Origin of the sequence: Streptomyces longispororuber, from assembly GCF_024448165.1 — a bacterium.
Lineage (GTDB): Bacteria > Actinomycetota > Actinomycetes > Streptomycetales > Streptomycetaceae > Streptomyces > Streptomyces longispororuber_A.
The window spans coordinates 17,943-42,034 of sequence record NZ_JAMOLN010000073.1 but is presented as its reverse complement, the minus strand read 5'-3'; the positions used below and the strand labels follow the sequence as shown (position 1 = coordinate 42,034).

The window sequence follows — 24,092 nt, the reverse complement described above, 5'->3', positions numbered from 1 at the left end:
CGGTCAGGACGACGCCGGGGCGTACTACACCGTCGCGGTCCCCACGCACTGGAACGGCTCCCTGGTCGTCCACGCCCACGGCGGCCCCGACCTCGGCGACGCCTCCGACCCCGCCCGCAGCACCGACGACCTGGACCGCTGGGCCGTGCTCGTCGACCAGGGGTACGCCTGGGCCGGATCCTCCTACCGGCGCGGCGGATACGGCACCCGGATGGCGGCCGCCGACACCGAGAGCGTGCGCCGCCTGTTCGTCGAGGAGTTCGGCACACCGGACCGCACCTACCTGCACGGCCAGTCCTGGGGCGGCGACGTCGCCGCCAAGGTCGCCGAGACCTACGGCACCCGGCCCGGCGCCTACGACGGCGTGCTGCTCACCAGCGGCGTCCTGGGCGGCGGTTCGCGCGGCTACGACTACCGCGTCGACCTGCGCGTCGTCTACCAGTACTACTGCCACAACCACCCCCGCCCCAGCGAACCGCAGTACCCGCTGTGGCAGGGCCTGCGCCCCGGCTCCACCATGACGTCGGCCGGACTGCGCGCCCGCCTCCAGGAGTGCACCGGCTACACCTCGCCGCCCGAACAGCGCACCGCGCTCCAGCAGCGCAACCTCGACGACATCCTCGCCGTCACGCGCATCCCCGAAAGGGCCCTCGAATCCCATCTGAGGTTCGCCACGTTCACCTTCCGCGACATCGTCGACACCCGCCTCGGCGGCCGCAACCCGTTCTCCAACCGCGGCGTGCGATACACCGGTTCGCACGACGACAAGGCGCTCAACGCGGGCGTCGCCCGCTTCTCCGCGGACCCCACGGCGCGCCGTGACCTCTCCTACGACAGCGACCTCACGGGCCGGGTGACGCTGCCGGTGCTCACCCTGCACGCGATCGACGACCCGACCGCGTTCGTCGAGCACGAGGCCGCCTACCGCGAGACGCTGCGCGGCGCGGGCCGCGACGGGCACCTCGTGCAGACGTTCACGACGGAGACCGAGCACAGCGCGCTCAGCGACTCCGAGTACGCCAACTCCCTGGCGGCGCTGGACCGTTGGGCCCGTACGGGCGAGAAGCCGACGCCCGGATCCCTCGCCGCGTCCTGCGCCACCTTCGACCGCACCTACGGCACCGGCTGCTTCTACGTCCCGTCGTTCCGCCCCGAGCCGTACGCCTCCCGGATCAGGCCCCGCCCCGGCGGACTGACCTGGCCCGCCATGACGGCCGCACAGGAGAAGGCGTGGTCGCGGATCGACGGGGTGGGGATCGCCCCGTAGGACGCGCCGGCTACGCCGGGGCCGCCTCGCCGAGCCGTTCCTGGAGGAAGGCGAGGATGTCGTCGCGGGCCCGCACCGTGGGATGGCCGTCCCGGTCGACGAGATGCGCCGTGACCACGCTGTGGGCGCAGCCGACGACGTCACGGAAGAACGGCGGGGGGTCCGGGTTGGCCGCGTCGGCGGGCAGCACGCGCCCGTCGAACGCGTCGCCCAGCAGCGCGCGGTAGGCGGCGAACCGTCGGCCGGTGCACCACCGGTCGCCCTCGAAGCGGTGCGCGAGCACGGTCAGCCCGTCGCGGCGGACCCGGTCGGCCACCGCGGCGGCGTCCGCCGCGTCCATCTCCAGGCCGCCCGGATCGTCGAGCGGCAGCGACGGATGGTTCACCACCGGCGCGACGACGGCCGGTTCGAGCGCCATGGTGAGGGCGAAGTTGCCGGTGAAGCAGAGGCCCACCGCGCCGACCCCGGGGCCGCCCCGCTCGGCGTGCGCGATCCGCGCGAGGCCGCGCAGCCAGCCCACCACCGGACTGGTGCCGCCCCCGGCGAACGCCCGGAACTCGGCGCTGACGCACGCCCGGCGCACCACCGCCTCGGCCGCCTTCGCGTGGGGATACGCCCCGTCGACGCCGAACAGCGAGGGCAGGTACACGGAGAGGCCCGCGTCCCGGATCCAGCGCGCGAACCGGGCGACGTCGGGACTGATCCCCGGCATCTCCGGCATGAGGATCACCGCGGGACCGTCCCCGGTGACGTACACCCGCTTGCCGACGCCGTCGACGACGACGTCCCGGCGCTCGAAGTCGTCGAGGGGATCGTCGTCCTGTCGTCCTTGCCTGCTTGTCATGATCGCAAGGATGGGGGGAGGCTGGCCGCGCAGAGAACCGGCGATGCCGCCACGTGTCGGGGCGATACCGCCGTCCACCGTCGGTCGTCGGAGGTGCCGTGTGAGCCCGCTGCGCGTGAGCGTCCTCGCCTACCCGGGCTGTTTCGCGTCGGAGGTCTACGGCGTCCTCGACCTGCTGACCATGGCGACACGGGTCGCCGCGGCCCAGGGCGCGGCCGGGCCGTCGTACGAGACGTCGGTGGTCTCGCCCCGGCGCCGGGTGACCGCGTCCGGCGGCGCGCGGCTCGACGTCTCGGCGGTGCGTCCCGCGGACGTCCTGATCGTGCCGGGGTTCGAGGCGCCGCCCGGACCCGCCCTCGACGCCGCCCTGGCGGCCCTCGCGCCGGAGACCGGCACGATCCGAGCGCAGGCCGCGGCCGGCACCGCCCTGGTGTCGATCTGCGTCGGCGCCTTCCTGCTGGGGGAGGCCGGACTGCTCGACGGCCGCGAGGCGACCACCTCCTGGCTGTACGCGGACCGACTCGCGAGGCGCCACCCCGAGGCGCGGATCGGCCCGGCGGAACTGGTGGTGACCGACCGCGGGGTGACGACCACGGCTGCCTTCAGCGCGATGTACGACTTCGCGCTGCGCTTCGTCCGCGAGCACGACGGCCCACGGGTCGCCCGCGGCACCGCACGCCTGGCCCTGCTCGACGACACCCGCTCCACGCAGGCGCCCTACGTCGACCTGGACCTGCTGCCCACGGTCGGACGCGGCCTCGCCCCCTCCGTCATGCGCCGCCTCGACCAGAACCTGGCCGCCCGCTACGACCTGCCCGCCCTGGCCCGCGAGTTCGGCGTCAGCGCCCGGACCCTGCTGCGCCGCTTCGGCGCCGAGACCGGGCGGACCCCCCTCGCGTACCTGCACCAGGCGCGAGTGCGCCGGGCCCGCCACCTGCTGGAGAGCACCGAGCGGACCGTGGCGAGCATCTCCGCCGAGGTCGGCTACCGCGACGTGGGCACGTTCAGCGCCCTCTTCGCCCGGCACACGGGCACGCGGCCGAGCCGCTACCGCGCGGCCCTCGGCGGCCGCGGCCGACCGGACCGCACGGGGTGAGCCGACGCGGTGGCTTGTTCGTGGCTACCGTCCGGGCGGCAGCGGTGCTTGTCTCGTTCCCACCACCCGGTTTCCGGTTCCCGGTGCTCCGTGCTCCGCGATGTCCGTGAGTCCGTGACCCGCCTCAGGGAAGGGGGTCCCGCTCGTGCCCAGTGGTTTGAACGTCGACACGATCGGACCGGTCGACGTCGCCGTGGTCGTCTTCGAGGGCAACCACATCAACGGCGACGTCGCTCCCGCACTGTGGGAGCTGCAGAAGAACGGCACCGTGCGCATCCTGGACCTGAGTTTCGTCCGCAAGGACGACGACGGTTCCGTGGCGGTCGTCGAAGGGGCCGACGCGGAAGTCGCGGAGGACTTCGGATCGATCGCCGGCGCCCAGTTCGACCTGTTCAGCGACGAGGACCTGCACGCCGTCGCGGAGGAACTCCCGCCGGCGTCGTCGGCGCTCGTCGTGGCCTGGGAGAACTCCTGGGCGGCGCGGCTGTCCATCGCGGTGCGGGCGTCGCACGGCGACCTGCGGCTGCTGGAACGCATCCCCAGGGCGGTCGTCGTCGAAGCCGTCGCCGCGCTCGACGACGACTGACAGTGATCCGGCGATCCGGCGATTCAGTGATTCAGTGATTCAGTGATTCAGCGAAAGGGAGGATCGACATGCCTCGGCGATACGGACGGCCCGGCCTGCTGGGCACCGTCGCACGCACCGCGGTGATCTCCGGCACCGCCTCGGCCGTCTCCCACCGCGTCAACCGCGGCATGTCCGAGCGCGACATGCGCCGGCAGGCGGAGGCGGAGGCGCAGGCCGCACCCCCGCCCGCCCCGGCCCCGGCTCCAGCACCGGCGGACCGGGTCGCCCAGCTCAGCGCGCTCGCCGACCTCAAGGCCCAGGGGCTGCTGACGGACGAGGAGTTCGCCGTGGAGAAGGCGCGGATCCTCGGCTCCTGAGCGGTCCGGTCCATGACGGCCGCCTGCCCGGGCAGGTGGTCCGTTGGCTCTGCCGTGGCCGACAGGAACAGCATCTCACTGGGCCATTGGCTCAGAACATTCGGCCTCATTTGAACCGTCAGCCGGTTGGATGCTGAGATACGTATGTCGATGGCGCTGCGGATCCCCAGGGATCTCCGCGGCGCCTTTCTCATGTCGTGGCGCATCTCAGGTGCGGAAGGGGCGGGGCAACGTGCTGAAGAGGGCGTTCGTGGCGCCGGACCCGGGGCGGATCCGGCTGCGGTTCGCGAGCCGGGCCGTGCTCGGGATCGGGCTCGCCGTCGCGGCCTGCGGACTGGCCGGGCACTCGCTGGTGGCCGCCATCACCGGTGGTCTGGCCGCGCTGCTCGCCCTGTTCACCGTCACCGACGCGACGGTGCGCGGCCAGGCCGTGACCACCGCCCTGCTCCCGGTCGCCGGCCTTCCGGTCCTCGCGCTCGCCGCGCTGCTGCACGACGTGCCGGTCGCCCGCGACCTGGCCTTCCTCGCGGTCGTCGGAGCGGGGGTGTACGCGCGGCGGTGGGGACCGCGCGGCCACTCCCTCGGCGTCTTCGCGTTCATGATGTTCTTCGCCACGCAGTTCCTGCACACAGTGCCCGGCCAGCTCCCCGAGCTGTACGCGGCGGTGCTGCTGTCGCTCGTCGCCGCGGCCGCCGTGCGGTTCGGGGTGTGGTGCTACGAGCTCCGGCTGCCGGCGCCCGCCGCCGTCGCGCCGCCGACCGGGGGCACCGGGCTCGCCCGGATCACCACGCGGCAGGCCGTCCAGGCGACCGTGGGCGCCGGATTCGCCCTGGCCGTCGGGCAGTTGCTGTCCGACCAGCGGTGGTACTGGGCCGTGGGCGCCACCTGGTGGGTGTTCGTGGCGACGACCTCGCGCGGGGAGACGGTCGTACGGGGCTTCCGGCGGTTCCTGGGCACCGTGCTCGGCATCGTCGTGGGCTTCGCGGTCGCCGTGCCCCTGCACCACGATCCGGTGGCCGCCGCGGTCGTCGTCGCCGTCGGCGTCTTCGGGATCTTCTACACCGCGCACGTCTCGTACACGTGGATGATGCTCGCGGTGACCGTGATGGCCAGCATGCTCTACGGACTCCTGGGCGTGCTCGACCCGGCGCTGCTCGCCCTGCGGGTGAGCGAGACGGCCGTGGGCTCGCTGGGGGCCGTGCTCGCCGTGCTGCTCGTGCTGCCGGTGACCACGCACTCGGTGACCGACGCCTGGGTCGAACGGGCGCTGCGCTGTGTGCACGCGTGCACGGCGGAGGCCGCCGCACGCCTCGCGGGGAACGCGGCCGCCGATCCGGCCCCGCGCGTCGCCGAGCTGGAGGCGATCCTCGGCCGCGTCCGGCTCTCGCTCGCCCCGCTCGTCCACCCGCTCAGCCCGATGAGGGCCCGCAGCGGCCGGGCCCGGCAGGTGCTCGCACTGCTCGACGACTGCGCGCGCGAGGTGCGCGGCCTGGCGTCCGTCGCCGCCGACCCCGAGGCCTCCCACGACGCCCGCCTCGCCGCCGCCTGCTGGCGCGTGGAAGCGGCCGTCGAGGCGCTCACCGACGCACCGACCGGCGGGCAGCACCGCCCCGTCGACGAGGCTGTGGCCCCGCACCCGGCCGGCGCCGAACCGGTGCTCGCGCACCTGCACGCCCTGGAGCGGGCCCTCCTCGACCTGGCCGTTCCGCTGCGCGGATCGAACCGCGTACCGGTCGGGGCCGCCGGGGCCTGAGCCCGCACCGGGTCGTGCACCGGGCTCCGCTTCGGGCCCGGTCTGGGGCCCGGCCCGCGCCCCAGGCGTGTGAAACGGTCCACGCGCCCCTGCACAGTTCCGCACGCTCCCCGTTCGTCGCCGACCGCCCGCCGACCGGCGCCCACTTGTGGTTGTCTCGCATCGGCGTGGACAACCCGGCCCCGAATGAGGCCCTTTCCCGGAGCACGTACAGGGTGGATCACCCTGCCCCAGGGGTAATCCCGCGCCATTGGACGCCCGGGGCGCTGTCCGTCGGACAGGTCCCCCACCCACGGCCGCGCGGGAGCGAGCCGCGGGCCACCGTCGAGCCGCTGGGGGTCACCATGCGAAGCAACCTGCGCCGGACCGGAGCCCAGGAGGTCGAGGGCTGGCTGGCCGCCGCCACGGACGCGCACCCGGGGGACGCCGCCGAAGCGCGCCGGCACGACCGCTGCCCGGCCCCCGCCACCGGCACCCACCGCAGGCCCACCGCCCTGCGCCCCGGCGACGTGGCACACGCCGCCGCCGACTTCGTCCGCCGCCACCACGCCGAGGAACAGCTCGGCGACCCGGCACCCCGGCTCGCCGAGGTCGAGGCCGAGCTCGCCGCGACCGGCACGTACACCCACACCACCGAGGAACTCGTCTTCGGCGCCCGGGTCGCCTGGCGCAACGCCAACCGCTGCATAGGCCGCCTCTACTGGCGCTCGCTGCGCGTGCGCGACCTGCGCGGGCTCACCCGTCCCGAGGAGATCGCGGCGGCCTGCGCCGACCACCTGCGGGAGGCCGCGCCCGAAGGCCGGATCCGCCCGCTGATCACCGTCTTCGCGCCCGACCGCCCCGGGCGTCCCGGCCCCCGCATCTGGAACGAACAACTCATCCGCTACGCCGGATACGTCCAGCACAGCGGCCACGTCATCGGCGACCCGCGCGGCACGGGCCTCACGGCCCTGGCCCGGAGCCTCGGCTGGCGCGGCGGACCCGGCACTCCGTTCGACGTCCTGCCCCTCGTCGTCCAGAGCGCCCCGCACGAACGGCCCCGCTGGTTCGACCTGCCCCCCGACGCCGTCCTCGAAGTCCCCCTGGAACACCCGGACTTCACCTGGTGGTCCGAGCTCGGCCTGCGCTGGCACGCGGTCCCCGCCCTCGCCAACATGTGCCTGGAGATCGGCGGCGTCTGCTACGGCTCCGCGCCGTTCAACGGCTGGTACATGGGCACCGAGATAGGCGCCCGCAACCTCGCCGACACCGACCGCTACAACCTCCTGCCCCACCTCGCCCACCGCCTCGGCCTCGACACCAGCACCGACCGCTCCCTGTGGAAGGACGAGGCGCTCGTCGAGCTGAACCGCTCCGTCCTGCACTCCTTCGACCGGGCGGGCGTCACCATCACCGACCACCACACCGAGTCCCGGCGCTTCCTCACCCACATCGAGCGCGAGGAGTCCCGCGGGCGCCCCGTCGGCGCCGACTGGTCGTGGATCGTGCCGCCGATCTCCGGCTCCGCGACCGGCGTCTTCCACCGCACGTACGACGACGTCGAGAGCACCCCGGCGTACGTCCACCACCCCGAGGCGCACGCGAGGGCCCGCGGCGAAGAGGGGATCGCGACGCGGCGCCGCACTCCCTGGCACGATCTGGTCTAGACCCGCTGCTACCGTCGGCCGCGCGGGCACTCGGCCCGCACGCCGAAAGGGGAAGCAGTGAGCGGCAGTCAGGCAGGGCGGGCGTACATCGGATCGTTCACGGCAGCGGGCGGCCGCGGCATCGTCACCGCGGACCTCGACCCGGCCGACGGCTCGCTCACGGTCCTGGACGCCACGGACGTGCTGCCCGACCCCTCGTACCTGACGGCCGGCGGCGGACTGCTCTACGCGGTGAGCGAGACCACCGACGGCGCCGTCGCCGCGTTCCGCACCGACACGGTGCCGGTGCGCCTGGCCGCACCGCCCACGCTCGTCGACGGCGACGGCCCCACCCATCTGTCGGTGTGGCCCGAGGCCGCCCGCGTCCTGACCGCCAACTACGGCTCCGGCAGCGTCACCGTGGTGCCGCTGCGCACCGACGGCACCCCGGACCCCGCGGGCCGCGACGTGCTGGCCCACACCGGCTCGGGACCCCACCCGCAGCGCCAGCAGACCCCGCACGCCCACCAGGTCCTGCCGGACCCGAGCGGCCGCTGGGCCCTGAGCGTCGACCTCGGCACGGACTCGGTCCGGGTCTGCGCCCTTGACGGCGACGGCCGCGTCACGCTCCACCACGAGACGGCCCTGCGGCCCGGCTCGGGCCCCCGGCACCTGGCCTTCCACCCCGCGGGCGACCACGCGTACGTCCTCAACGAGCTGACCCCGACCCTCACCGTGTGCCGCTGGGACGCGGCCGACGGCACCCTGAAGCCGCTCACCGAGCTCCAGGTCCTGCCCGACGCCCCGGCCGGTGACGCCTACCCCTCAGAGGTCGTCGTCGCGCCCGACGGCCGCTTCCTGTGGGTCGCGACGCGCGGTGAGAACACCGTCTCGCTGTTCTCCCTCGACCCGACGGGCGAACAGCCCACCCTGCGCGCGATCGTGCCGTGCGGCGGCGACTGGCCTCGCGACCTGGCCCTCGATCCCTCGGGCCGGTTCCTCTACGCGGCGAACGAACGCTCCGGCGACGTCACCTGGTTCGCCGTGGACGCGGAGTCGGGCGTGCCGGTGCGGGCGGGTTCGGTACGGGTGCCCGCCGCGTCCTGCGTGGTGTTCAGCTGACGTCTGCGGCCGCCCGCCGCCGGGCGATCCCGACGATGAAGCTCCCGGCGGCGGGCCGCACCCGCACGGACCAGCCGAGCGCCGCGAGCCGCCCGGTCAGCGCCTCGGCCTCGTGGAACACCTTCACGATGCGGTACTCGCTGCCGTCGTCGAGGCGCCGCAGCGCGGTGTCCCCGGACCCGCCGGGGACGAGCTTCTCGTGCACGGCTTCGTCCGGACCGTCGTCGACGAACACCACGGTGCCGCCCGGCGCGAGCGCGGCATCGACGGTGGCCCAGAAGTCCGCCAGCCGCGCCGCCGGCACGTGGGACAGCCAGAACCCGAAGAACACGGTGTCGTACCGGCGCGGCGGCTGCCAGGTGAACAGATCGGCCTGGACGAACCGCACGCCCGGCCCCTCCGCACGCGCCCGTGCGATGTCCAGCACCTCGGCGGACGCGTCGACCGCGGTCACCGAGTCCGCCCGCGCGGCGAGCAGCGCGGTCCACTGCCCGGTCCCGCAGGCCAGCTCCAGCACGTCCCCACCGACCGGCCACGCGTCGACGAGCCCCAGCAACTCCCGCAGGTCGCTCCGCTCGGCGTAGGGCCGGTCGTACTCCGGCGCCCGGGCCCGGTAGTAAGCCATCTGCTCGGTCAGCAGAGCGTCGTCCTCGTCAGCACCCATGCCCCACGACGGTACAGACGTTCCACGCGCTCATGGGCCGGTACACACCATCCAGCCGGTCCGGCGCTTGAGGACGGTCTGAGGGCGCGCGACGCCTCACACGAGGCTCACCATCCAGCCGGTCCGGCGTCTGAGGACGGTCTGAAGGCGCGCGACGCCTCACCCGAGGCTCACCATCCAGCCGGTCCGGCGCTTGAGCGACGGTCTGAAAGCCCGCGACGCCTCACCCGGTACGCACCATCCAGCCCGTCCGGCGTTTGAGGGCGGTCTGAAGGCGCGCGACGCCTCACCCGAGGCTCACCATCCAGCCCGTCCGGCGCTTGAGGACGAGCCCGCAGGGCGACGATCGAGCCCGCAGGGCGAGCCCGGAAACGACGAAGGACCCGCAGCACCGGCCACGGGCCCCACGAACCCCCCGCTCAACCGCCGGAGGCAACCGGCTGGGGGGTGATCCCCAGCGCCGTCGTGTACTTGGCCAGCGCCAGCTTCCCCATCGCCGGATACGCCCCGAGCGGCTCCGCGGCAGCGCACCCCGCGTCCTTGGCCGCGGCCTCCAGCACGGACGGGTCCAGCTCGGGCCCGATCAGGTATGGCGCGAGCGCCAGCTGCTGCGAACCGGAGTTGCGGAGCTGCTCGGCGGTCGCGGCGACGGCCCCCTCGGCGTCGAGCGCGGCGGCGATCACCGGCACGGCGAGGCGCGCGGCGAGCAGCATGCCGGTGATGCCGGCGGCCTGGACCGCCTCCTCGCCGCCGACCGACGCGAGGATGATGCCGTCCGCGGCCGTGGCCACGGTGAACAGGCGGGCCCGGTCGGCGCGGGCGAGCCCGGCCTCCGAGAGCCGCACGTGCAGGCCCTCGGCGAGCAGCGGGTGCGGGCCGAGGACGTCCGTCAGCTCGGCGGCGACCCGGCTGTCGGTGATGCCCTGGCGGATCTGCCGGATCTGCGCGTTGTCGGGCCCCGCGAGGAGCGGCACGACGACGGCGACCGGCCCCTCGGGCTCCTTGACTCCCTCGACCCCGGCGGCGACGGCCTGCTCGTAGCGGGCGGTGCGCTCCTTCGCGGCGTGCGCGAGCACGGACGCGAGAGAGGGGAACTCGGCCGAGATCGGGAAGTCGGTGACCTCACCCTCGACGAAACCGACCCGCGCGTCCAGGCCGGGCAGCTCGGACCGCGCGATGCTGACGACCTCGTCGGCGAGCATGCGCGTCGCGGCGCTGGGCACGCCAGGAACCGCGAGAACGAGGGACGGTGCGCCCTCGGGGGCGGCCACGGGTTCCGGGCGGCGGTGCCGTCCGGGCTGTCGGGGTCGCGGCATTCGTACAGGCAGGCCGGAAGCGGGCCCAGTGGGGGAGCTCATGGCGCCGCATGCTACTGGCTCGGGCGGCATCCTTGTTCGGTCAGGGGGCAGCTGAGCGGTATCCGTCCGCTAATGTCCGATCGGTTACGGATGGCTCAACTGTCCTGGTCCGCAGGGGTGCGGCGGTCTACGGCACATGCAGCAGACGCCCGTCGATGGGCAGTCGCAGGCCGTCCGTCGCGAGGGCGCCCGCGATCACCAGGGCACCGTGCAGCGGGTCACCGGCCGCGGGCACCACGGTGGCCTGCGGGAGTTGGCCGGCCAGTTCCTCGGCCAGGGGGCCGAGCAGCGGATCGCCCATCTTGAACAGTCCGCCGGTCAGTGCGACTTCACCGCCCTGCGCGGGACACACCGCCGCGGCGGCCTCGGCGATGTGCCGCGCCGCGGCGCGCAGGATGTCGGCCGCGACCGGATCGTCCGCCGCGCACGCGGCCACGTCCGGTGCGAACGAGGCGAGCGCCGCGGGCCGGTCCGTGCGCGGATAGATCCGGCCCGGCAGGTCACCGGCCGGGCCGAACCGCTCCTCGGCGAGCGCGAGCAGCGCCTTGCTGCCGCCGCTGCGCCCGTCGTACGCCCGCATCGCCGCGTCGAGCCCGGCCCGTCCGATCCAGGCGCCGCCACCGCAGTCGCCGAGCAGATGGCCCCAGCCGTCGGCCCGCCGCCAGCCGTCGAGGTCGGTGCCGAGGGCGATCATCCCGGTGCCCGCGGCGACGACCGCGCCGGGCCGCTGTCCGAGCGCGCCCGCGTAGGCGGTCACGCCGTCGGCGGCCAGCGCGAGCCGGTCGACGTCCAGCTCGCGCCGCATCGCGCCCGGCAGTTCGGCGCGCAGGTCCGCTCCGAGCGTGGCCATCCCGGCGGCGCCCACGACGACCGCGGCCGGAGCCTGCCGCTCGGCGTCGTCGTCACCGAGCAACGCCCGTGCCATGGGCAGTAGTTGCGCCATCATGTCGGCGGCGTCGATCCCTGCGGCGGAGGTCCGCACCGGAGTGCGGGACACGGCGGTCGTGGTCCGCCCGGGATCGTCGAGGTCGGCGAGTGCCAGCCGCAGTCCCGAGCCGCCCGAGTCCACTCCGAGGACCCGGCGCGCGGTCACGGCAGCCGCCAGTCGATGGGCTGCGCGCCCTGCCGGGCCAGCAGGTCGTTGGCCCGGCTGAAGGGGCGCGAGCCGAAGAAGCCGCGGTCCGCGGACATGGGGGAGGGGTGCGGTGACTCGATCGCCGGGTACTCGCCGAGCCAGGGCCGCGTATTGCGCGCGTCCCGGCCCCACAGCACGGACACCAGCGGCCGGCCGCGCGCGGCGAGCGCCTTGATCGCCTGCTCGGTGACCTGCTCCCACCCCTTGTCGCGGTGCGACGCGGGGCGGCGGGGCGCCACGGTCAGCGCCCTGTTGAGCAGCAGGACGCCCTGCTGGGTCCAGGGCGTCAGGTCCCCGTTCGACGGCTGCGGCAGGCCGAGGTCGCTGCCCAGCTCCCGGTAGATGTTGATGAGGCTGCCCGGCAGCGGACGCACGTCGGGCGCGACGGAGAACGACAGGCCGACCGCGTGCCCCGGCGTGGGGTAGGGGTCCTGCCCGACGATCAACACCCGGACGTCGTCGAACGGTTGCTGGAAGGCGCGGAGCACGTTGGCTCCGGCCGGGAGATAGGTGCGCCCGGCGGCGATCTCCGCGCGCAGGAACTCTCCCATCGCGGTGATCTGCCCGGCCACGGGTTCCAGGGCCTTCGCCCAGCCCGCCTCGACGATTTCATGCAAGGGTCGTGGTGCCACGGGCGTCACCCTACTGCCGTACACGCGGAGCACTTCAACCGGCGGTCGGCCACGGTCCTCCGGCCGACCGCCCCGTGCTCCCGTGTCACCCCACGACGGCCGCGCGCACGCACAGCACGTCCGGCAGGTGGGACGCCAACTGCCGCCAGCTGTCACCGTCGTCGGCCGACGCGTACACCTCGCCGTTCCTGTTGCCGAAGTAGACGCCCGCCGGGTCCGCGTCGTCCGTGCACAGCGCGTCCCGCAGCACCGTGCCGTAGTGGTCGCCCTCCGGCAGGCCCCTCGACAGCGGCTCCCAGCTCTTGCCCGCGTCCTGGGTGCGGAAGACCCGGCACCGGTGGTCGGCGGGGACGCGGTCCGCGTCCGCGGTGATCGGGAACACGTACGCCGTGTCCCCGCGGCGCGGGTGCGTGGCCACCCCGAACCCGAACGTCGACGGCAGGCCGTCGCCGATGTCGGTCCAGCGGCCGCCCCCGTCGTCGCTGCGGTACACGCCCCAGTGGTTCTGCAGGTAGAGCCGGTCCGGGTCGACGGCGTCCCGCGCCACCTTGTGCACGCACTGCCCGAACTCCGGGTCCGGATCGGGCAGGAACACCGCCGACACCCCGTGGTTCGCCGGGGCCCAGCTGGCGCCGGCGTCCGCGGAGCGGAACACCCCGGCCGTCGACACCGCCACCGTCAGCGCCCGCGGGTCCCGCGCGTCGGTGAGCACGGTGTGCAGGCCCTCGCCGCCCCCGCCCGGCACCCACTGCGAGCGCGTCGGATGCTCCCAGAGCGGGCGGCACAGCTCGAACGTCTCGCCGCGGTCCTCCGACCGGTACAGCGCGGCGGGCTCGGTCCCCGCGTACACCACGTCCGGCTCGGCCGCCGCCGGATGGAGCTGCCACACCCGCTCCAGCGAAGTCCCGGTGTCCTTGGGGAACTTGACGGCGGGCGCCGACGGCTCCGTCCAGGTCCGGCCCAGGTCGTCGGAGTGGAAGACGGACGGCCCCCAGTGCGCGCTGTCCCCGCTCGCGAGGAGCCGGGGCGTGTCTCCCCGGGTGTCGATCGCGACGGCGTACACCGCCTGCGCGTTGAAGTAGGGATGGTCGTCGAAGACCCAGGACGCCCCGGACCCCCCGCCCGTCCGCCGTCCAAGGAACAGCCCTTTGCGCGTGCCCACGGCCAGCAGCACTTCAGTCATGCCGAACACCTCCGAAACGTCGTTGTCTCCAGGTATCGGCCAGTCTGCACCCCGCCACTGACATTGGCCGGGCCGGCGGGTTTCGTCGCAGGTCAGATGGCCTGTCTCGTGAACTGCCACAGCACCATCGCCGGCATCCCCGCCCACGCCGTGTCCGCCGCTTCCGGCGCCAGGTCCGACAGCGACCACGGCCACACCTCCCACGGCCCGGGGCCGGGCTCCCGCGCCGCGCCGTCGTCCTCGGCCTCCGGCCCGGGCCGTGGCGCCGGCTCGTCGCAGCGGCGCACCGACAGACCCGCCGCGAGGGCCGCGCGCACATAGTCGCCCGTGCGGTGGACGTACGACGCGAGCCGGGCGGGGCTGCCGTCCGCGCGCCGCACCGAGGGGATCACCCCGCGCGCCACCTGCTCCGGGTGGATGTCGGCGACGAACAGCAGGCCGCCGGGCCGCAGTACCCGCCCGAACTCGGCGAGCACCGGACCGAGTTCGGGCACGTGGGTGAGCGCGAGGGAGCACGTCACCAGGTCGGCCGACGCGTCCGCCACGGGCAGGGCATGGAGGTCGCCGCGCCGGAAGTCGCCCTCCGGCACCCGCTCGCGGGCCATCGCCAGCATGTCGGGCGAGCTGTCCACGCCCACGACCCGGTGGCCGGACCCGGCGGCCAGCGCCGCGAGCCGACCCGTGCCGCAGGCCGCGTCGAGCACCACCGAGTCCGGCGGCAGGGCCGCCGTGATCCCGGCGAGCACGGGCTCGTCGTAGTCGAAGGCCGTGTTCGGGCCGTCGTACGTCGACGACCAGATCCGGTACCCCTCGACGGTGTCGACCCGTGCCACGTCGACCGCGGCCCCCGCGAGCGACGCGTCGTCGAGCAGCCGCCGGATCTCCGCGACCCGCGCGGCCACGAACGCCGGGCCGTGCCCGGCCCGATCCGGGTCTTCCGGGAGCTCCCCGGTTCCGGTGAACGCCCGCATCAGCGCGATGCCTTCGAGCCCCAGCGCGTACGCGAGCGGGTTCTCGTGAGTCATTCGAACGACGCTAGCCACGGGCGGCCCCGTCCCGCCAACGCTTTTCGCGCACCGCCGCGCGGGTAGGGTTCCGCCGCCACCGCCCCCAGCAGGAAGAGAGCCGCGACGCATGACCAGCAGCAGCGCGCCGGCGCGGGACCGCCGGCTGCGGATCGGGATCGGCGGCATCGGCATCGAGTCGTCGACGTTCTGCCCGCACCGCTCCACCCTCGACGACTTCCGGCGGACCCGCGGCGCCGAACTCCTCGACCGCTACACCTGGACGCGTCCGGACGGCGACCTCGCCGCCCTCGTCGAGTGGGTACCGCTGCTGCACGCGGTCGCCCTGCCCGGCGGCCCCGTGGAAGCCGAGTCGTACCTGCTCCTGAAGGACGAACTCGTCACCCGGATCAGGGAGTCGGGGCCGCTCGACGGGCTGGTGTACGACATCCACGGTGCCATGAGCGTCGTCGGCCTCACCGATGCCGAGGCCGACCTGACCGAAGCCGTGCGCGCGGCCCTCGACCAGGTGGGCACCCCCGACGGGCAGCGCCCCATGATCTCCGCCGCGATGGATCTGCACGGCAACGTCTCGCGCCGCTTCGCCACCCCGGTCGACCTGCTCACCGCCCACCGCCTGGCTCCGCACGAGGACGCCTGGGACACCCGGGAGCGTGCCGCCCGCAATCTCGTCCACTGCCTGCGCGAGGGCCTGCGCCCGCACCGCGCCTGGGTCCAGGTCCCCGTCCTCCTCCCCGGCGAGAAGACCAGCACCCGGCTGGAACCCGCCGCGTCGCTCTACGCCTCCCTCGCCGGCATCGAGAAGCAGGACGGCATCCTCGACGCCGCGCTGTGGGTCGGCTACGCGTGGGCCGACGAGCCGCGCTGCAGGGCCGCCGTCGTGGTGACCGGCGAGGACGCCGAACTGGCCGTGCGGGAAGCAGAGTTGCTCGCCCGGCGCTACTGGGACGCCCGCCGGGACTTTGTCTTCGTGGGCCCGACCGGCAGCGCCCGGGAGTGCATCGCGCGGGCCGTGGCCTCCGACCGCCGGCCGTTCCTCATCAGTGACTCGGGCGACAACCCGACCGCGGGCGGCGCCGGTGATCTGGCCTACGTGCTGGGCGAGTTGCTGGCCCACGACGCGATCCGCGACGGCGCGGTGACGGCCGTGCACCCCGGCATCACCGACCCGGCCGCCGTCGCCGCCTGCTTCGAGGCCGGGGTCGGCGCCGAGGTGACGCTCTCGGTCGGCGGCAAGGTCGACGCGCAGCACGGCGGCCCGTACCGGCTGACCGGCACCGTCGAGGCGTTGCAGCGCGCCGCCGACCGGAAGGACCACGCCGAGGGCGGGGCGTACGACCGCGGCGTCGACATGGCGGCCGTCCGCGTCGGCGGCCTCACCGTGATCCTCGTCGAGCGCCGCAAGCCGTTCCACACCCTCGCCGACTTCCTCGGCCCCGCCGACGGCGGACTCGGGATCGACCCGCGCACCTACGACCTCGTCGTCGTCAAGATCGGCTATCTGGAACCGGAGTTGCACGCGATGGCCGCCGACTGGCTGCTCGCGCTCACCCCCGGCGGCGTCGACCAGGACCTGGTGCGCCTGGGGCACCACCGGGTGGAGCGCCCGCTCTACCCCTTCGACGAGGACGCCCACGACACGGGCGACGGACCCGACCTCGCACCGGTCCTGCTCTGAGCGGCCGCGGAACCCTCAACTCATCCATTCCGCTTCGTACGTGGCGTACGTACCGTCGTGCGTGGCCAGGTGCACGAACTGGCTCACGTACTCCTGGAAGTCCCGGTCGCCGCGCGGCGTCGCGTACGCCTTCTCCGCGAACGTGAACGGCTCGTCGGGGTGGACCGAGCACAACTCCGGGTGGAGCTTGGCCTGGTAGCGGGTCTCGCTCGCGTCGGTCATCATCACGTCCGCCCGGCCCGCCACGATCTCCTGGAAGATCGTGGTGTTCTCCGGGTGGAGCTTGATGGTGGCCTGCTTGATGTGGGCGCGGGCGAACTGCTCGTTCGTGCCACCGGGGTTGACGATCACGGTGGTGCCGACCTGGTCGATGTCCTGGAGCGTGCGGTACCTGTCCTTGTCGGCGCACCGCACGATCGGCGTCTTGCCGTCCTCGCGGGTCGGCTCGCTGAAGGACACCTGGCGGGCGCGCGGCAGCGTGACGGAGACACCGCCGGCCGCGACGTCGCACTTCCCGGCCGACAGGTCGGCCACCAGGTTCGCCCAGGTGGTGTCCACGAAGCGGGGCTCGGCGTCGAGGCTCTTCGCCAGGTCGCGCGCCATGTCGACGTCGACACCGCGGTACGAGCCGTCCTTCGGGTCCTTGTAGGTGAACGGCCGGTAGTCGCCCGTCGTGCAGACGCGCAGCACCCCGGTCCTGGGCACGGAGTCCAGCAGACTCGTGGCCGGCTTCTTCGCGGGGCGGTGCGCGGCGGAGGGCGCCGCGGGTGCGGCGGCGGTCAGGGCCAGCAGGCAGACCAGGGCGGACAGGGTGGCGGTGCGCTGCTTGGGCACGCGGCGGCTCATCGATGCTCCTCGTCGAGGTGGACGAACATGGATGCAGGGTGAACTGATCATGCGGGCCTCACCCTGGCAGAAGAGCGGGGGGCGGGTGAAGACCGTGTACGGGCTTGGGGGAGCGTGGCGTTCCGGAGCGGCAGGATGGGCCGTATGAGACGACTCCACGCACCGTTCGGCCCCTGGGACCCCGCCCCCGCGGGCGAGGTCGCGGCCCTCTTCGAGGAGATCGGCGCACCGTGGTGGCTGGCCGGGGGCATCGCCATCGAGCTGGCCGTGGGGCGGCGGCTGCGCGCGCACGGCGACATCGACGTGATGGTGCTCCGCCGGGATCAGACCCGTGCGCAACAGGCGTTGCGGGGATGGGAGTTGTGGGCCGCCGACCCGCCGGGCAGTCTGCGGCCCTGGGCGGCGGGCGAACCGCTGGCGCCGGGCGTGCACGACATCTGGTGCCGTCCCGGCCCCGACGCGCCCTGGCGCATCCAGCTCATGCTGGAGGAGAGCGAGGGGGCCGCATGGGTCTCCCGCCGTGACGCGCGCGTGAGCAGGCCGCTCGACGCCCTCGGGTTCACCACCGGCGACGGCACGCCCGTGGTGGTTCCCGAGGTGCAGCTCCACTACAAGGCGAAGGGCGTGCGCCCCAAGGACGAACTGGACTTCGACGCGGCGCTGCCGCATCTCGCACGGGAGCAGCGCCGCTGGCTCGCGGACGCGCTCACCACGACGTACGGAGCCCATCCGTGGGCCGCCCGTCTGTGAGTCTGCGGGTGTCCAGCTGCCCCGGGAAGACGGGGGAAGACGCGGCGTTCGTGATCCGTTGTCGACGCCAGGACGGTCCTCTCCAGAAAGTGCGGTGATCACGGAATGAAGGCGGTGCGGTTCCACGCGTACGGCGGGATCGATGTGCTGGAGGTCGAGGAGGTGCAGCGGCCGGTGCCCGGGCCCGCGCAGGTCCTGGTCGAGGTGCGGGCGGCCGGGATCCAGCCGGGTGAGACGCACATCCGCACGGGTGCGCTGCACGCGCGCTGGCCGGCGACGTTCCCCTCCGGGCAGGGCAGCGATCTGGCCGGCGTGGTGGTGGAGACCGGCCCGGAGGTGCGCGGCTTCGCGGTGGGCGACGAGGTCCTCGGCTTCACCCATCGGCGGGCCAGCCAGGCGGAGTTGGTGGTGGTCGACGACGTGAACCTGGTCGCCCGCCCGCAGGGCCTGCCGTGGGACGTGGCCGGTTCGCTGTACGTGGCGGGGACGACGGCGTACGCCACCGTGTTCGCGGTGGACCCCGCTCCCGGCGACACGGTCGTGGTGTCCGGCGCGGCGGGCGGCGTCGGATCGCTCGCCGTGCAGCTTGCGCGGCGGCGCGGCGCCACGGTGATCGGCCTGGCGAGCGAGCGGAACCATGCCTGGCTGGAGGAGCGCGGCGTCGTGCCGGTCGCGTACGGGGAAGGGGTGGCGGAGCGGATCCGGCAGGCCTCCGGCGACCGGGTCGACGCGTTCATCGACACGTTCGGCGACCCGTACGTCGAACTGGCCGTGGAGCTGGGGGTGCGGCCCGAGCGGATCAACACGATCCGCGCCTGGCGGTCCGCCGCCAGGATCGGCGCGCGGACCCACGGCGAGGGCTCGGCGGCCTGCGCGGTCGTCCTCGGCGAACTCGCCCGGCTCGCCGCGCGCGGCGAACTGGTGGCGCCGATCGCCCGCACCTACCCCCTGGAGCAGGTGCGGGAGGCGTTCCGTGACCTGGAGCAGGGGCACACGCACGGCAAGATCGTGCTCCGCCCCTAGGGCCGTCGGCCCGGCTCAGGCGGCCGCGGCGAGCCACAGGTCGGGGCCGAACACCTCGTAGTGGATGTCGGCCGGCGCCACGCCCTGGGCGAGGAGCTGCTCGCGCACCGCGCGCATGAAGGGCAGCGGGCCGCAGAGGTAGGCGCGGGTGCCGGGGGCGACCGGCACGTTCGCGAGGTCGACGCGGCCGGTGCGGTGCCCGGAGCCGGGCCGCTCGTACCAGAAGTGGGCGGTGGCGTCGGGGAGCTTCCCGGCCAGCGCCTCGTGCTCGGCGCGCAGCGCGTGGGTGTCGGGGGAGCGGTCGGCGTGCACGACCGTCACCGGGCCGGTGTGCCGGGCGGCCGCGAGCTCCTCCAGCATGGCCAGCATCGGGGTGCAGCCGATGCCCGCGGAGGCGAGCAGCAGCGGCGCCTCGTCGACCGCCAGGACCAGGTCGCCGTAGGGCGCCGAGACCCGCAGCCGGTCGCCCGCGCCGACATGCGTGTGCAGGTGGTGCGATACCTCGCCGTCGGGCGTGGTGCCGGTGCCGGGCACCCGCTTGACGGCGATCGAGCGGGTCGTCGCGGACGGCGCGCCCGTCAGGCTGTACTGGCGTATCTGCTGGGCGCCGTCGGGCAGCGTGACCTGGACGGACACGTACTGGCCCGGCTTGAACGCGGGCGCGGCGGCGCCGTCGGCGGGGCGGAGCAGGAAGGCGGCGACGTCCTGCGTGGGATCGGTGCGGGACACGACCTCCCACTCCTGCCACACGTCGCCTGCGGTCACGCCCTGCTCCGCGTAGAGCCGCTCCTCGATCGCGATGAGGGCGTTCGCCATCAGCCAGTACACCTCGTCCCAGGCGCGGGCCACTTCCGGGGTGACCGCGTCGCCGAGCACCTCGGCGATCGCCTCGAACAGGTGCTGGTGCACGACCGGGTACTGCTCGGGGAGCACGCCCAGCGAGGCGTGCTTGTGCGCGATGCGCTGCAGCATCACGTCGGGCCTGTCGTCCGGGTGCGACACGAGGTACGTGGCGAACGCGGCGATGGAGCCGGCGAGCGCCTGCCGCTGGCTGCCGGCCGCCTGGTTGCCCCGGTTGAACAGGTCGCGGAGCAGGTCGGGGTGGGCGTCGAAGAGCTTGCCGTAGAACCGCCCGGTGATGTCCTCGATGGCCGCACCGACGGCGGGGAGCGTGGCGCGGACGACTGCGGCCGACTGAGCGCTGAGCATCAGCGGAACTCCTTAATATGCATCTGAGAGTCGTATTTTGAGGTGTGGGTCGACGCGGACCGTGGTCGTGGTCACGAGTTCAGTCCGCGGCGGGGGTGGGTGAGAGGGCCACCAGCAGGGGGCCGGTGGGTGCCTTGACGAGATCGGGCAGCGTCAGCGGGTCCAGTGACGCGAAGAACGCCTCCTGGGCCTCGCGCAGCGCGCCCCGCAACCGGCAGGCCGAGCGCAGCGGGCACGGGGTGGTGCCCTCGCAGTCGACGACGTCGCCGGGTCCTTCGAGGTCCCGCACCAGCCCGCCGATGGAGACCGCCCGGCCGGCCCCGGTGAGCACGAGCCCGCCGCCCCGGCCGCGCCGCGCCTCGACCAGGCCCATGTGTTGCAGCTTCGCGACGACCTTCGCGGTGTGCGTGTACGGCACGTCCATGGCGGAAGCCACCTCGCGGGTCGTGGGCAGGTCCCCCTCCTCGACCGCGAGGCGCATCAGTACGCGCAGAGCCAGATCCGTGAATCGCGTCAACCGCATGAGTGCACGCTACAAATGTGGCATCTGAAATGCAAGTTAGATGAGTCCTGGGGGAGTCATTGACGCGGGAGCGCTTCGATTCTACGGTCCCGTCCGAAGTCACGACCAGCGTTCGAAATCCCGTACGTGGTATGGGTGTTGAGGCGGATCGGCAACCTCTCGCGTCCGCACGGCGACCGTGTCACGAACCCCCGCGCACCCCGCCCCGAAGGAGAGCCGCGTGAGCCGCCGCACCCCCCGCCGCACCAGAACCGCGCTCCTCGCCCTGCCGGCCGCCGCCCTGCTGGCCCTGATCCCGTCGACCGCGTCCGCGTACCCGAACCCCGGGACCGTCACCGGCGCCACCGTCGTCCACGACCCGACCATGATCCGCACCTCCGCCGGCCGCTATCTCCTGTACGCCACCGGCGGCGGCCTCGGCTACCGCACCTCCACCGACCGCATCGCGTTCAGCGCGGGCAGCGACGCCTTCACCACCAAGCCGTCGTGGTGGTCGTCGTACGCGACCGAGGCGTGGGCGCCCGACATCTCCTACCACGGCGGCAAGTACCTCATGTACTACGCCGTCTCGACGTTCGGCTCCAACAAGTCCGCGATCGGCCTGGCCGGCTCGACCACCGGCCTGCCCGGGTCCTGGACCGACTACGGCGTCGTCTACACGTCCACGACCGCCAGCGACTACAACGCCATCGACCCGAACCTCTTCGTCGACGACGACGGCACGTGGTGGCTGTCGTTCGGCAGCTGGTGGACCGGCATCAAGATGATCCGGATCGACCCGTCGACCGGCAAACAGCTCGCCTCGAACACCACCCGCTACTCCCTCGCGTCCCGGCCGACCGGCACCAAGGCCGTCGAGGCCCCGTACATCGTCAAGCGCGGCGGCTCCTACTACCTGTTCGCCTCGTACGACACCTGCTGCGCCGGCACCAGCTCCACGTACAAGGTCAAGGTGGGGCGCGCCGCCGGCGTCACCGGGCCCTACTACGACAAGAGCGGCGTCTCCATGACGAACAACGGCGGCACCCCGGTCCTGGAGTCCCACGGCAGCGTCATCGGCCCCGGCGGCCAGTCGATCATGAACGACACCGACGGCGACCTGATCGTCTACCACTACTACGACGGGAACGACAACGGCACCCCGAAGCTCGGCGTCAACCTCCTGAACTGGAGCACCGGTTGGCCCGTCGCCTACTGACCCTGCTCGGCGCGCTCCTGCCGGCGCTCGGCCTCGGCCGGTCGCCAACCGCGCCGGCGGCAAGGTCCTCGACACCGCCGATCGCTCAGCCGCCGACGGCGCCGACGTACGGCAGTGGAGCCGGCTGAACAACAACTGCCGGCAGTGGAAGCTCAGTCCGGCCCGACACCGGACCCGAGCCCCGGCGCCGGGCGCGCCACCCTGACAGGGCCGCCCGGCGCCGGCTCCGCCGCCGTACTGCCCCGCACCGCAAGGCGGATGGCCACCTCCACCGCCTGCGTCCCGGGAGGTCTCCTGCCCGGTCACGAGGCGTAGGGCGGCCGTCGCCGCCATCTCCGCCGGCGGCAGGTCGAGCGGCTCACGCATGCGGTCGCCGTTCCGGACGTACGCGGGGCGCGGCCGCACCCCGGCCGCCGCCAGCGCCGCACGGAATCCCGCCACCCGGGCGACCCCGGACCGCAGGAACAGGACCCCGGACGTCCCCCGCGTCATCACCCGGTCCCGCCGGCCGCGCGCCCGCGCCGGCCCCGTGGACACCACGACCTCCAGGCCCGCGGAGTGCGCCGCCTCCTCCACGCCGCGCAGCACCTCCGCCGCCCCGGCGCCGCCGAGCGAGGGCACGACCAGGTCGACGAGCGCGGCGGACGCGGCCCGCCGCCTGCGCACGTACCCGAGCCGGTCGAGGGCCTCGGTGACCCGCCGCCGGGTCTCGGGCGCGACGTCCTGCCGCCCGTTGACCACTTTGGATGCGGTCGGCACGGACAACCCGGCCTCCCGCGCCACGACCGCGAGGGTCGGCCCGCCCACGAATCCCATGAACCACCAGCCGTCCCACCGCGAAGCAACAGCCTCCCACTCCATGGTCGCCGCACCGGGCCGTGAAGTCCCTGGTGGGCGGCGGTGGTTGGGGGCAACAGGCGATTCGGCACACCGAACAGCCCGGGCCTCGCACTGCGCGAGCGGAACCGCTCAGACCGAGCGGTGGTACTGGTCCGGAACGTGGACGGCGCCGCCCAGCTCGCGCGCCGCCCGTCGGGCGAACGACGGGTCGCGCAGCAGTTCGCGGCCCAGCAGGATCGCGTCCGCCTCCCCGTTGGCGAGGATCTTCTCCGCCTGTTCGGCGTCCGTGATGAGGCCGACCGCCGCGGCCGGCACCCCGGCCTCGTTGCGGACCCGCGCCGCGAACGGGACCTGGTAGCCGGGGCCGACCGGGATGCGGACGCCGGACGCGTTGCCGCCGGTCGAGACGTCGATGAGGTCGACGCCGTGCCGCGCGAGGTCCGATGCGAACAGGACGGTGTCGTCGGCGGTCCAGCCGGCCCGGCCCTCCAGCCAGTCCGTCGCGGAGATCCGGAAGAACAGCGGAAGCTCGTCCGGCCACACGGCGCGAACGGCGTCGACGACCTCCAGGGCGAAGCGGGTGCGGTTCTCGTAGGAGCCGCCGTACTCGTCCGTGCGGTGGTTGGAGTGCGGGGAGAGGAACTGGCCGATCAGGTAACCGTGGGCGCCGTGGATCTCGGCGACCTCGAACCCGGCGTCCAGAGAGCGCCGCGCCGCCTCGGCGAACTGCCCGACGATCTCCCGGATGCCGTCGGCCGTCAGCTCGGCCGGCGCGGCGTGGCGCTCGTCGAACGCGATCGCGCTCGGCGCCACCGCCTGCCACCCGTGCTCCTCGGGACCGACCGGCCCGCCGCCCTTCCAGGGCCGGTCCGTCGACGCCTTGCGCCCGGCGTGACCGAGCTGGATGCCCGCAACCGTCCCCTGCGACTTCAAGAACGCAGTGATCCGGCGGAACGCCTCGACCTGCGCGTCGTTCCAGATCCCCAGGTCGTACGGGGAGATCCGGCCCTCGGGCGAGACGCCCGTCGCCTCGACGATGATCAGACCCGTGCCGCCCGCGGCCCGCGCCCCGTAGTGCTGGAAGTGCCAGTCCGTGGGCGCACCGGTCAGCGGGCCGTCGGGGGCCGCGCTGTACTGACACATCGGCGGCATCCAGACGCGGTTCGGGAAGGTCAGGGACCTCAGCGTGTAGGGCTCGAACAGCGCGCTCACGGCGGACTCCATTCGGTACGGGCGATCGGTACAGGCGTTCGGTACGTGTGGTCAGTACGTGCACGGGTGAGTGCTCACCCGTGCTACCTGCTTGCCTCGTACGATAGACATCGTAGTACGGCAACTGTCAAACTACGAGAGATCTCGTACAATGAGGCAGGGAG

The 24,092-nt window shown here is 73.8% G+C and carries 22 protein-coding genes and 2 pseudogenes; 12 read left to right on the top strand and 12 right to left on the bottom strand.

The window, feature by feature from the left end; all coding sequences use genetic code 11:
* A partial coding sequence (locus M4J07_RS21290) for an alpha/beta hydrolase family protein (protein WP_255974262.1) occupies positions 1-1,267 on the top strand: 1,267 nt, incomplete at its 5' end.
* Positions 1,268-1,277: 10 nt separating this feature from the next.
* Here the strand turns inward: M4J07_RS21290 and M4J07_RS21285 are convergent.
* Positions 1,278-2,111, bottom strand: coding sequence for a dienelactone hydrolase family protein (locus M4J07_RS21285; protein WP_255974260.1), 834 nt, complete (start codon positions 2,109-2,111; stop codon positions 1,278-1,280).
* 100 nt (positions 2,112-2,211) lie between these two features.
* Between M4J07_RS21285 and M4J07_RS21280 the strand changes: the two genes are divergently transcribed.
* The 6 genes from M4J07_RS21280 to M4J07_RS21255 all read left to right on the top strand — a co-directional run bounded on the left by M4J07_RS21280 (position 2,212) and on the right by M4J07_RS21255 (position 8,652).
* Complete coding sequence (locus M4J07_RS21280) at positions 2,212-3,207, top strand: GlxA family transcriptional regulator (RefSeq protein ID WP_255974258.1); 996 nt, start codon at positions 2,212-2,214, stop codon at positions 3,205-3,207.
* Positions 3,208-3,352: 145 nt separating this feature from the next.
* On the top strand, positions 3,353-3,793 hold the full coding sequence (locus M4J07_RS21275; protein WP_255974256.1) for a DUF6325 family protein: 441 nt from the start codon (positions 3,353-3,355) through the stop codon (positions 3,791-3,793).
* Positions 3,794-3,861: 68 nt separating this feature from the next.
* Complete coding sequence (locus tag M4J07_RS21270; protein ID WP_255974254.1) at positions 3,862-4,152, top strand: SHOCT domain-containing protein; 291 nt, start codon at positions 3,862-3,864, stop codon at positions 4,150-4,152.
* A gap of 232 nt (positions 4,153-4,384) precedes the next feature.
* Positions 4,385-5,905 carry an FUSC family protein gene (locus tag M4J07_RS21265; protein WP_255974252.1) on the top strand — a complete coding sequence of 507 codons (1,521 nt, stop codon included), beginning with the start codon at positions 4,385-4,387 and terminating at the stop codon, positions 5,903-5,905.
* A 344-nt stretch (positions 5,906-6,249) separates the two neighbouring features.
* Complete coding sequence (locus M4J07_RS21260; RefSeq protein ID WP_255974250.1) at positions 6,250-7,551, top strand: nitric oxide synthase oxygenase; 1,302 nt, start codon at positions 6,250-6,252, stop codon at positions 7,549-7,551.
* 57 nt (positions 7,552-7,608) lie between these two features.
* A complete protein-coding gene (locus tag M4J07_RS21255; protein WP_255974248.1) occupies positions 7,609-8,652 on the top strand; it encodes a lactonase family protein in 1,044 nt (347 codons plus the stop codon).
* Here the strand turns inward: M4J07_RS21255 and M4J07_RS21250 are convergent.
* From M4J07_RS21250 to M4J07_RS21225, 6 genes are all read right to left on the bottom strand, one after another.
* Positions 8,645-9,316 carry a class I SAM-dependent methyltransferase gene (locus M4J07_RS21250; RefSeq protein WP_255974246.1) on the bottom strand — a complete coding sequence of 224 codons (672 nt, stop codon included), beginning with the start codon at positions 9,314-9,316 and terminating at the stop codon, positions 8,645-8,647. The genes M4J07_RS21255 and M4J07_RS21250 overlap by 8 nt on opposite strands.
* Positions 9,317-9,735: 419 nt before the next feature.
* Positions 9,736-10,674, bottom strand: a complete 939-nt coding sequence (locus tag M4J07_RS21245; protein WP_255974245.1) for a sirohydrochlorin chelatase — start codon at positions 10,672-10,674, stop codon at positions 9,736-9,738.
* A gap of 127 nt (positions 10,675-10,801) precedes the next feature.
* Complete coding sequence (locus tag M4J07_RS21240) at positions 10,802-11,767, bottom strand: N-acetylglucosamine kinase (protein ID WP_255974243.1); 966 nt, start codon at positions 11,765-11,767, stop codon at positions 10,802-10,804.
* Complete coding sequence (locus M4J07_RS21235; protein WP_255974241.1) at positions 11,764-12,441, bottom strand: uracil-DNA glycosylase; 678 nt, start codon at positions 12,439-12,441, stop codon at positions 11,764-11,766. The genes M4J07_RS21240 and M4J07_RS21235 overlap by 4 nt, the downstream gene beginning before the upstream one ends.
* 85 nt (positions 12,442-12,526) lie before the next feature.
* On the bottom strand, positions 12,527-13,624 hold the full coding sequence (locus M4J07_RS21230) for a WD40/YVTN/BNR-like repeat-containing protein (RefSeq protein WP_255974239.1): 1,098 nt from the start codon (positions 13,622-13,624) through the stop codon (positions 12,527-12,529).
* A gap of 92 nt (positions 13,625-13,716) precedes the next feature.
* Positions 13,717-14,649 (bottom strand): class I SAM-dependent methyltransferase, encoded by a 933-nt coding sequence (locus M4J07_RS21225; RefSeq protein ID WP_255974237.1) that lies wholly within the window; start codon positions 14,647-14,649, stop codon positions 13,717-13,719.
* A 109-nt stretch (positions 14,650-14,758) separates the two neighbouring features.
* Here M4J07_RS21225 and M4J07_RS21220 point away from each other — a divergent pair, with 109 nt between their 5' ends.
* Positions 14,759-16,327: a M81 family metallopeptidase gene (locus M4J07_RS21220; protein ID WP_255974235.1), complete on the top strand. Its 1,569-nt coding sequence runs from the start codon at positions 14,759-14,761 to the stop codon at positions 16,325-16,327.
* A 15-nt stretch (positions 16,328-16,342) separates the two neighbouring features.
* Here the strand turns inward: M4J07_RS21220 and M4J07_RS21215 are convergent, their stop codons facing one another.
* On the bottom strand, positions 16,343-17,173 hold the full coding sequence (locus tag M4J07_RS21215; RefSeq protein ID WP_255974233.1) for a transporter substrate-binding domain-containing protein: 831 nt from the start codon (positions 17,171-17,173) through the stop codon (positions 16,343-16,345).
* 144 nt (positions 17,174-17,317) lie between these two features.
* Here M4J07_RS21215 and M4J07_RS21210 point away from each other — a divergent pair, with 144 nt between their 5' ends.
* Together M4J07_RS21210 and M4J07_RS21205 are read left to right on the top strand one after the other, a co-directional pair.
* Positions 17,318-17,923 carry a nucleotidyltransferase domain-containing protein gene (locus M4J07_RS21210; RefSeq protein ID WP_255974231.1) on the top strand — a complete coding sequence of 202 codons (606 nt, stop codon included), beginning with the start codon at positions 17,318-17,320 and terminating at the stop codon, positions 17,921-17,923.
* Between the two features lie 105 nt (positions 17,924-18,028).
* The gene (locus tag M4J07_RS21205; RefSeq protein WP_255974229.1) at positions 18,029-18,946 is read left to right on the top strand and encodes an NADP-dependent oxidoreductase; all 918 of its coding nucleotides are present in this window, start codon (positions 18,029-18,031) and stop codon (positions 18,944-18,946) included.
* Between the two features lie 15 nt (positions 18,947-18,961).
* Here the strand turns inward: M4J07_RS21205 and M4J07_RS21200 are convergent, their stop codons facing one another.
* On the bottom strand, positions 18,962-20,155 hold the full coding sequence (locus M4J07_RS21200; RefSeq protein ID WP_255974228.1) for a globin domain-containing protein: 1,194 nt from the start codon (positions 20,153-20,155) through the stop codon (positions 18,962-18,964).
* A gap of 79 nt (positions 20,156-20,234) precedes the next feature.
* Positions 20,235-20,678 (bottom strand): RrF2 family transcriptional regulator, encoded by a 444-nt coding sequence (locus M4J07_RS21195; protein WP_255974226.1) that lies wholly within the window; start codon positions 20,676-20,678, stop codon positions 20,235-20,237.
* Between the two features lie 220 nt (positions 20,679-20,898).
* On the opposite strand from M4J07_RS21195, the gene M4J07_RS21190 reads away from it, so the two are divergent.
* Both M4J07_RS21190 and M4J07_RS48525 read left to right on the top strand, forming a co-directional pair.
* A complete protein-coding gene (locus M4J07_RS21190) occupies positions 20,899-21,876 on the top strand; it encodes an arabinan endo-1,5-alpha-L-arabinosidase (protein ID WP_255974224.1) in 978 nt (325 codons plus the stop codon).
* Between the two features lie 55 nt (positions 21,877-21,931).
* Positions 21,932-22,081 (top strand): annotated as a pseudogene (locus tag M4J07_RS48525) (RICIN domain-containing protein); the annotation flags it as partial.
* Between the two features lie 137 nt (positions 22,082-22,218).
* Here M4J07_RS48525 and M4J07_RS21185 read toward each other — a convergent pair.
* Both M4J07_RS21185 and M4J07_RS21180 read right to left on the bottom strand, forming a co-directional pair.
* A pseudogene (locus tag M4J07_RS21185) lies at positions 22,219-22,692 on the bottom strand (LacI family DNA-binding transcriptional regulator); the annotation flags it as partial.
* 153 nt (positions 22,693-22,845) lie between these two features.
* Positions 22,846-23,928 carry an NADH:flavin oxidoreductase/NADH oxidase gene (locus M4J07_RS21180; RefSeq protein ID WP_255974223.1) on the bottom strand — a complete coding sequence of 361 codons (1,083 nt, stop codon included), beginning with the start codon at positions 23,926-23,928 and terminating at the stop codon, positions 22,846-22,848.
* Between the last annotated feature and the right edge of the window lie 164 nt (positions 23,929-24,092).

Excerpts from the sequence above, each read along its gene's own strand:
- M4J07_RS21210 (WP_255974231.1), top strand. The coding sequence starts at position 17,318 with ATGAGACGACTCCACGCACCGTTCGGCCCCTGGGACCCCGCCCCCGCG.
- M4J07_RS21270 (WP_255974254.1), top strand. The coding sequence starts at position 3,862 with ATGCCTCGGCGATACGGACGGCCCGGCCTGCTGGGCACCGTCGCACGC.
- M4J07_RS21215 (WP_255974233.1), bottom strand. The coding sequence starts at position 17,173 with ATGAGCCGCCGCGTGCCCAAGCAGCGCACCGCCACCCTGTCCGCCCTG.
- M4J07_RS21200 (WP_255974228.1), bottom strand. The coding sequence starts at position 20,155 with ATGCTCAGCGCTCAGTCGGCCGCAGTCGTCCGCGCCACGCTCCCCGCC.
- M4J07_RS21230 (WP_255974239.1), bottom strand. The coding sequence starts at position 13,624 with ATGACTGAAGTGCTGCTGGCCGTGGGCACGCGCAAAGGGCTGTTCCTT.
- M4J07_RS21220 (WP_255974235.1), top strand. The coding sequence starts at position 14,759 with ATGACCAGCAGCAGCGCGCCGGCGCGGGACCGCCGGCTGCGGATCGGG.
- M4J07_RS21250 (WP_255974246.1), bottom strand. The coding sequence starts at position 9,316 with ATGGGTGCTGACGAGGACGACGCTCTGCTGACCGAGCAGATGGCTTAC.
- M4J07_RS21285 (WP_255974260.1), bottom strand. The coding sequence starts at position 2,111 with ATGACAAGCAGGCAAGGACGACAGGACGACGATCCCCTCGACGACTTC.
- M4J07_RS21195 (WP_255974226.1), bottom strand. The coding sequence starts at position 20,678 with ATGCGGTTGACGCGATTCACGGATCTGGCTCTGCGCGTACTGATGCGC.
- M4J07_RS21260 (WP_255974250.1), top strand. The coding sequence starts at position 6,250 with ATGCGAAGCAACCTGCGCCGGACCGGAGCCCAGGAGGTCGAGGGCTGG.
- M4J07_RS21245 (WP_255974245.1), bottom strand. The coding sequence starts at position 10,674 with ATGAGCTCCCCCACTGGGCCCGCTTCCGGCCTGCCTGTACGAATGCCG.
- M4J07_RS21225 (WP_255974237.1), bottom strand. The coding sequence starts at position 14,649 with ATGACTCACGAGAACCCGCTCGCGTACGCGCTGGGGCTCGAAGGCATC.
- M4J07_RS21205 (WP_255974229.1), top strand. The coding sequence starts at position 18,029 with ATGAAGGCGGTGCGGTTCCACGCGTACGGCGGGATCGATGTGCTGGAG.